Source organism: Bradyrhizobium sp. (assembly GCF_049798375.1).
Lineage (GTDB): Bacteria > Pseudomonadota > Alphaproteobacteria > Rhizobiales > Xanthobacteraceae > Bradyrhizobium.
In genome coordinates this window covers 1-7,535 of the sequence record NZ_JBARGP010000234.1, presented here as the reverse complement: position 1 = coordinate 7,535, position 7,535 = coordinate 1, and the positions used below count along the sequence as shown (strand labels likewise).

At 64.5% G+C, this 7,535-nt stretch carries 8 protein-coding genes; 5 read left to right on the top strand and 3 right to left on the bottom strand.

Features of this window, described 5'->3' with window-relative positions; translation table 11 throughout:
- The first annotated feature begins 413 nt into the window (after window positions 1–413).
- Window positions 414–788, top strand: a complete 375-nt coding sequence (locus tag WA702_RS09890; protein WP_425110341.1) for a thiol-disulfide oxidoreductase DCC family protein — start codon at window positions 414–416, stop codon at window positions 786–788.
- 131 nt (window positions 789–919) lie between these two features.
- Here the strand turns inward: WA702_RS09890 and WA702_RS09885 are convergent, their stop codons facing one another.
- Entirely contained in the window at window positions 920–1,423 is a 504-nt protein-coding gene (locus tag WA702_RS09885; RefSeq protein ID WP_425110340.1) for a hypothetical protein, read from the bottom strand.
- A 160-nt stretch (window positions 1,424–1,583) separates the two neighbouring features.
- On the opposite strand from WA702_RS09885, the gene WA702_RS09880 reads away from it, so the two are divergent.
- On the top strand, window positions 1,584–2,390 hold the full coding sequence (locus WA702_RS09880) for a lytic murein transglycosylase (protein WP_425110339.1): 807 nt from the start codon (window positions 1,584–1,586) through the stop codon (window positions 2,388–2,390).
- Between the two features lie 856 nt (window positions 2,391–3,246).
- Here WA702_RS09880 and WA702_RS09875 read toward each other — a convergent pair.
- Window positions 3,247–4,116, bottom strand: coding sequence for an SDR family NAD(P)-dependent oxidoreductase (locus WA702_RS09875; protein ID WP_425110338.1), 870 nt, complete (start codon window positions 4,114–4,116; stop codon window positions 3,247–3,249).
- A 153-nt stretch (window positions 4,117–4,269) separates the two neighbouring features.
- On the opposite strand from WA702_RS09875, the gene WA702_RS09870 reads away from it, so the two are divergent.
- The 3 genes from WA702_RS09870 (at window position 4,270) to WA702_RS09860 (ending at window position 7,128) form a co-directional block, all read left to right on the top strand.
- Window positions 4,270–4,668 carry a response regulator gene (locus WA702_RS09870; RefSeq protein WP_425110337.1) on the top strand — a complete coding sequence of 133 codons (399 nt, stop codon included), beginning with the start codon at window positions 4,270–4,272 and terminating at the stop codon, window positions 4,666–4,668.
- Between the two features lie 76 nt (window positions 4,669–4,744).
- Window positions 4,745–5,356: a LysE family translocator gene (locus tag WA702_RS09865; RefSeq protein WP_425110336.1), complete on the top strand. Its 612-nt coding sequence runs from the start codon at window positions 4,745–4,747 to the stop codon at window positions 5,354–5,356.
- Window positions 5,357–5,892: 536 nt separating this feature from the next.
- Window positions 5,893–7,128 (top strand): diguanylate cyclase, encoded by a 1,236-nt coding sequence (locus tag WA702_RS09860; protein ID WP_425110335.1) that lies wholly within the window; start codon window positions 5,893–5,895, stop codon window positions 7,126–7,128.
- 71 nt (window positions 7,129–7,199) lie between these two features.
- On the opposite strand, the gene WA702_RS09855 is transcribed toward WA702_RS09860, so the two are convergent.
- Window positions 7,200–7,535, bottom strand: a 336-nt coding sequence (locus WA702_RS09855) for a sigma-70 family RNA polymerase sigma factor (protein ID WP_425110334.1), incomplete at its 5' end; no start/stop codon positions are given.

The following is a 7,535-nucleotide window of genomic DNA, read 5'->3' as shown; positions in this document are numbered from 1 at the left end:
CCATGATGAAGCTGCGGGCCGGCTCGTCGCCGTCGAGGCCGCCGAGCAGTTCGGCCGGCACCCGCCGGTTGGAGCGCTGCGAGCCGTCCTCGTAGGTCACGTTGAAGAAGGCGAATTCGCCTTTGGGGTTGGTTCCGGGCTTTTTGGGCATGGCGGGCTTTTCGACGATATTGGACGCGGCGTCAACGACGCCGGGCGCCGGTCTGCTGGCTAAATCTGTTGAACAGGATGGTTAAACGTCCAGGGCGAAGCTGCCGCTGACGGGCGGCGCGCCCTCGATACAATCTCCGCTGTATATGGTGAGTACGCTTCGCTTTGCTCACCCTCCGGAGCGGAGAATGCTCCTCGATTTTGCCGGATGGGCATGCCTTGATGCCCTGGATTCCGTGTCACCGTGATGAACGCCCATGCCGATGCCGCAACTGACCGTCTGGTACAACACCCGCTGCCCGGTCTGCGACGCCGGGATCGACTGGCAGCGCAACAAGCTGTTGGCGCTGGTGCGCTCGGGGCGGGTGGCCTTCAAGGACATCAACGACGAGCCGGAAGCCTTGGCCGCCTATGGCGCCGGTGTCGACGACGTCAGGCGGCGGCTGCATGCGACCGACGAGGAGGGGCATCTGATCGTCGGCGCCGATGTGGCCTTGCTGCTCTGGAAGCTGACGCCGGGCGAAGGCTGGCTGGCGACGCTGCTTGGCAATTCCGTGATCCGCCCGGTGACGCGCTTCGGCTACGACCGTTTTGCCGACCTGCTGTTCACCTGGAATAAGCGCAAGGGACATTGGTGAACCGCGCGCGAGCGGCGAACTCGCTGAACCTCCCACTGAAAAAGACGGCTCGTCGGCGCGATGCGCCGTGACGAGCCGGGTGAGGGGTCTCTCGCTGCGGACCAAACCCCTCACCCGCCCTTGAGCAGCGGCTACGCCGCTTTGCCCTCGGCGACGCCGGGCTGCTTGGCGATCACGCTCTGCCACAGCGTCGCGATTGCGCGCTGGGTCTCGGGGGTGACCAGGCAATGGCCGACATTGTCGAAGCCGCAGAAGCGCACGGACGGGTCGCGACTGATCTCGGCCAGTGCCGCATCGATCGTCTCAAGGCACGTCATCACCTGACTGACATTCTGCAGTCGGGTATGATGCAGGATATCCATCAGCCGAACCTGCATCACTGGCGGCTGGCCCAAGGCGATGCCGGGCCGGCCAAACTCGAACAGTACGTTGACGGCCGGCAGCACGTCCTCGATCGCGGCCAGCAGCCGCGCCGCCTCTTCGACGGTCAACGCGGCAAGATGGGCGCTCTGCACGGGCGCCGGCGGCGTCTCGGCACTGAGCCCCAGCTCTGCCAGTACTTGATGCTCGATCCAGTGCCGTACGTCCGGCGGCGCATTGCGGATCTGCTCCGAGGACAGCGTGATTCCGATCATGGCGTTGTCTCCTATCACGCAGGCCAGTCTAGGAAAAAAGGCCGCGATCGGATTGACGAGGATCAATCGTTTCGGTCGATGGCCCGTTGCCACGGGTTTTTGACGCCGCTCTTGGCGCTATGCCATGATGCGCGCCACTGCATTGGCCAGAGGAATCAGCATGCTCATCCGCCGTCTCGCACTCGCATCGATGGTCTGTCTCGCGGCAAGCTCCGCGCAGGCCGCTCGCTGCGGCGGCGATTTCAATTCTTTCGTCGCCAGCATGTCCGCCGAGGCGCAGGCCGCCGGCGTCTCGGCCAGCGTGGTGTCGAGCGCGCTCGGCGGCGTCACCATCGACCACAGCGTGCTCGCCTTCGACCGCCGCCAGCGCTACACCTTCAACAAGACGTTCGAACAGTACGTCTCGACCCGCGTCGGTTCCGGGCGCATCAATGGCGGCCGCGCCATGCTGCAGCGGCACGCGGCGCTGCTGGCGCGCATCGAGCAGCAATATGGCGTGCCGCGCCAGATCCTGGTCGCGATCTGGGGACTGGAGAGCGATTTCGGCCGCGGCGACATGGGCAAGCTGCCGGTGATCCGCACCTTGGCGACGCTGGCGCATGATTGCCGCCGCTCGGACCTGTTCCAGGGCGAGCTGCTGGCCGCGCTGAAGATCCTGCAGCGCGGCGATCTTCCTTTGCGCGACCTGATCGGCGCCTATGCCGGCGAGATCGGGCAGACGCAATTTTTGCCGTCGTCCTACATCAAATACGGCGTCGATTTCGACGGCGACGGCCGCGTCGATCTGCGCCACAGCGTGCCCGACGTGCTGGCCTCGACCGCCAACCTGCTGCACACCAACGGCTTCAAGATGGGCGGCTCCTACGAAGAAGGCAGTGCAAATTTCGAGGCCATGCGCGAGTGGAATCACGCGGTGATCTACCGCAAGACGATTGCGTATTTCGCGGACCAGTTGGTTGGACGGTAGAGGCAGGATAGGCGCGGCTTACTCCACTGTCGTCCCGGCCTTGAGCCGAGACCCATACCGCGTGATGTCTAGAACGGACACGTGGTTAGTACCATCCAACTCATCAAATCCAGTGGCTATGGGTCCCGACTTCCGCCGGGACGACGGAAGTGTATGTCGCGACAGCTTGCAAAGAAGAACTCGATGGCCGGCGCATGTGTGACCTCCTGTGTGACTGCCCGTCGGGTTACTTTGTCGCACCCGGTTCGCACTTGCCTCGTCGGGCAAATCAAGTTCACATTATCTGCCATCCCGGCCCGATGAGAGGGGCGCTTCGCGATCGTCACGAGCGTTGGGCTGGAGATGCGGTGGACGTGAGCGCGTCGTGGCGATGATCTCGCGGACGAACGACGCATTCGCGGACGGCGAAGTCGTGTGGTCCTGATATCCCGGTGCTGATATCAAGGTCGCGAACTCGACGAGTTCACGGCCGACGGGGGCAAGAGAGCCGGTCCCCGGGGAGATCATGTATAAGCCGTAAGCCATCGCGCAGGGAATGCCGGATGATTTGGCTGATCCTGTGGTGACTGCCGCCTGTATTCTTTCTACAGGCGGGCCATGGGTGAGGCCTTCACCCGGCATTCCCTGCGCCCTCTATCTTATAGAGAGCGGAATGAAACTAATAACTCGGGCGCTTATGTGCCGCGAGAGCGAAATCTCGTATTCAGCTGTCATGCCCCGCGCAGGCGGGCATCCAGTACACCGCGGCTTCTCGATCAATCATGAGCGTCTCTGGAATACTGGATTCCCCGCATGCGCGGGGAATGACATCGCGTGTGACGACACGATGAGCGCAACCGCGACGAATGGCAGACACTCACTTTTCCTTCAGCGCCTTCGCGAGCCGCTTCGCCATCACGCGCCAATACGTTGCAGGCAGAATTCGCTGCAGCAGGTCCATGAAGCGGGCATCGTTGCCGATAAGGATGCGCGGCTCGTTGCGCTCGATGCCCCTGATGATGCGCAGCGCCGCATCGCGCGGCGTGGTCTTGGCAAGCTGCTCGAACCGCTCGATCGCCTCGACGCGCCGCGCATTGTCGGTCACGCCGCGTCCCATCCGCGCGTTGCGTGCGATCGACGTCGCGATGCCGCCCGGATGCACCACCGACAGCCTGACATTGCTCTGCGCCGCCTCGAGCTCATGCCGCAGGCTTTCGGAGAAGCCGCGCACTGCGAACTTCGCAGCAGAGTAGGCCGATTGTCCCGGTGGCGCGACGATGCCGAAGATCGAGGAGAGATTGACGATGTGCGCCTCGCGCTGTCGCGAAAGATACGGCAGGAAGGCGCGCGCGCCGTGCACGACGCCCCAGAAATTGATGGCGAACAACCACTCCATCTCGGCCTGGTCGATCTCGTGGAACTGGCCGAACAGCGCCACGCCGGCATTGTTGATCAGGATGTTGAGCGCCGGATGCGCGGCGCACGCCTCCTGCGCGAACGCGCCGATCGCGCCGGCGTCCGCGACGTCGAGCCGATGCACGGTGACTTTGTTGCGTGTCGTGTTGTTGCGCTGCATGTTGTTGCGGGTCGTCGCAGTGATCTCGGCGGCGACCGCCTGCAATCCAGCTTCGTCGCGGTCCGCCAGCGCCAGATCACAACCGCGTGCCGCCAATTCGATCGCCAGCGCCCGCCCGATGCCGCTCGCTGCGCCAGTCACCGCCGCAGCCCCGTCCTTGATTGCCGTCATTGTTCCCCCAGTGCTTCATGATTATGCCGCTCAGCGTGCATCGAAAATTTTTGTAGGATTTACGGCACTTTTTCGAATTGGAACCGAACCATCCGGCGGTTCCGCTTTTAACTCTCGTTACTATTGCTAATTCGCACCTTTTCGGGAGGCACCATGGGACAATCAAAACCCTTTCGCGCCACAGCACTCATCGTCGAAGACGATCCGATGCAGCGGGAGATGATGAGCCTCCTGTTGGAGGAGAGCGATTACGACGTGATCAGCTGCGAGACCGCCGAAGCGGCCGAGCTCGTGCTGAAGCGGAGCGGGGGCCGCGTCCTGCTGTTGATGACCGACGTGCAGCTTGCCGGCCGCATGAGCGGCGTGGAACTGGCGCATATCGCCAAGCAGCGCAATCCGCGCCTGAGCGTGGTGGTGACCTCAGGGCGGCCGCTGTCGCAGCCGCTGCCGGAGGATGCCAAGTTCTGGTCGAAGCCGTGGGCGCCGCTCGACGTGCTGCGCGAGGCGGAGACCGCATTGGTGAACCAATCCCCGGAGCGGCGCCGGAGCTAGGATCCAGCGCGGCCGGCTTCCGCCGCCGCGCGCGCCATGATAGCAGCGAGGGAGCGCTGATATTCGGGGGCTTGCCGTGTCCATTGCGTTCCTGCTGACGTCCCTCATCGTCGTGGCCTCGCCGGGCACCGGCGTGCTGTACACGCTTGCGGTCGCGCTGACCCGCGGCGGCCGCGCCAGCCTCGCCGCGGCGTTGGGCTGCACGCTCGGCATCATTCCGGCGATGGGGGCTGCGATCTTCGGGCTTGCCGCGATCATGCACACCAGCGCGATGGCCTTCGCCGCGCTGAAATATTGCGGCGTGCTCTATCTGCTCTACATGGCCTGGCAGGCGCTGCGCGAGCGAGGGGCGCTCGCGGTCGATACCCATACCGAGGCGCGGTCGCATGGCCGCATCATCCTCACCGGCTTCCTGATCAACATCCTCAACCCGAAACTGTCGATCTTCTTCCTCGCCTTCCTGCCGCAGTTCATCGCCGCCGACGCAGCCCATCCGCTTGCCGAGATGCTGGCGCTGAGCTGCGTGTTCATGGCGATGACGTTCGTGGTGTTCGTGATGTATGGGATATCAGCGGCCCGCGTGCGCACGTCCGTGGTGACGCGGCCGAAGGTGATGGCCTGGATGCGCCGCGCCTTTGCCGGCGGTTTCGTGCTGCTCGGGGCGCGGCTCGCCCTGACCCAGCGTTAGGACATCCCATGCCGGCATCGCACCTTGGTTGCGGCGGCGGAAAGAGAGCCCGGGTGAAGCCACGCTCCACCCGGGACGTGCAAATGATCCGACTACTTCTTCTTGGCCGCCTTCTTGGTCTTCTTGGCCGTCTTCTTGGCGGCCTTCTTCGCTTTCTTCGCCATGGTGTCCTCTCAAGGAATGATGGATTGAACGCGACGCGAGGCATGCTCGCTCGGATGATATCCTTGCAACATCCTCGGGAATCGATCCCAGCAGATTCGCAGCCGACTGCCTCACCGCGCGCCTGCCTGTCACCCCTTTATCCACAAGTCTTGCAAGCCCGATGCGCGGTCGGCGCGTATGCCGGTGGCCGCGCAGGGTTAACGGCGCGCAAATCCGCATCTTCATGGATTCACAACCAAGGCATGATCTCGCCTGCGCCATTGAGGGTCCGTTAAGCGCACGCGTTCCATCGTGCCGGCAAAGACGGGGATGGCCATGGACGCGACGTTCGGAGACAGAGAGGACAGGGCCACGCGGGTCCTGCGGCTGCGATGCTAAGCGTTCCGACGCTGTGGATCGTGATCGTATTCAACTTTCTCGCCATGGGGCTGGTCTGGCTCTATGTCGCGCGTGCCTATCCGAAGTTCGAGGCGGCGCGCTACTGGGCGGGGGCCTCGCTTTTTGCATCGGCCGGCGCCTCGATCGCGATGCTGCGCGGAAGCATCGAGCCTTTCCTGCCGCTGGTGCTCGGCGGCGGCCTGATGGTGCTGGCGTGCTGCCTGGCGGCGATGGGCGTGCGGCGCTTCTACGACGTGCCGACCTCCTGGCGGACGCCGATGATCGTGCCCGTTGCCACCGCGGTCGGACTTGCCGTCTTCATCTATGCCGTCGACGACATGGCGATGCGCATCGTCGTGTATTCGATCGGCCAGTGCATTCCGCTGGTCTCGACCTTGAGGCCGACGCTGGGCCGGGGCGCCAATCGCAACAATCCCGGTGCGCGGCTGGCCGGCGTCATCGCCGCCACGATCCTCGCTCTGCAGGTCTTTCGCTCCGCCTGCGCGCTGCTGCACATCGGCGGTCCGCTGACATTGACCGATTTCAACGGCCTGCAGTCGGGGTTGATGCTGCTGCTGGTGTTTCTGGGGCTGTCGTGGAATTTCGCTTTTCTGCTGATGGCGGTGGAGCGGCTCCGCAACGAGGTTGCGGATCTCGCGCTGCTCGATGATCTCACCGGCGTCGGCAACCGCCGCTACCTGATGCAGCGGCTGACCGAGGAATGCGCCCGCTCGGAGCGATCGGGCGAGGCGTTCGCACTGCTCGTGATCGACCTCGACGCTTTCAAGACCATCAACGACACCCATGGACATGCGGCTGGCGACGCCTGCCTGCAGCACTTCACCTTGATGGCGCAGACACGATTGCGTCCCGGCGACATGCTGGCGCGGACCGGCGGCGACGAGTTCTGCATCGTGCTGCCGTCCTCCGGCCTGCACGAAGGCGCGATGATCGCGCAGCGGGTGCTGCAGGTCTGTCGCGATGATGCGGAGGCCTGTGCCGGCGTCGACATTTCGATTGCGGTCTCGATCGGGGTGGCGGAATGGACCTGCGAGATCGGCGCGTTTCCGGACCGGCTGGTGGCGCAGGCGGATCGGGCGCTCTATGTGGCGAAGAAGGATGGCAAGAACGGCTACGCGCTGCACCACGACGCGCCATCGGTCACTCCCGGGTTCGAAGCGGCGCTCGAGGCCGCGCTGCTGGCGGACCACCGCGGCGCGGCGGATTGATCCCACAACAAAAAAGCCGGCGTCGCCGCCGGCTTCTGTCACATCTCGTCCAGCCATCGCCGGTCGCCGCGTCAATGCGCGGCTTCCAAAGCGGCCTGCTCCTGCCGGGCGATCGTGCCCTTCACGGCGGACTGCACCTTCTCGAAGGCGCGGACCTCGATCTGGCGCACGCGCTCGCGGGACACGCCGAACTCGGCGGCGAGATCCTCGAGCGTCATCGGATCATCCGCCAGCCGCCGCGCCTCGAAGATGCGGCGTTCGCGCGGGTTGAGCACGCCGATGGCGCCGGTCAGCGCCTGCCGGCGATGATCGAACTCCTCGTGCTCCGCCATGATGGCTTCCTGGTTGGGCGAGTTATCGACCAGCCAGTCCTGCCATTCGCCGGCTTCGCCGTCGTCACGGATCGG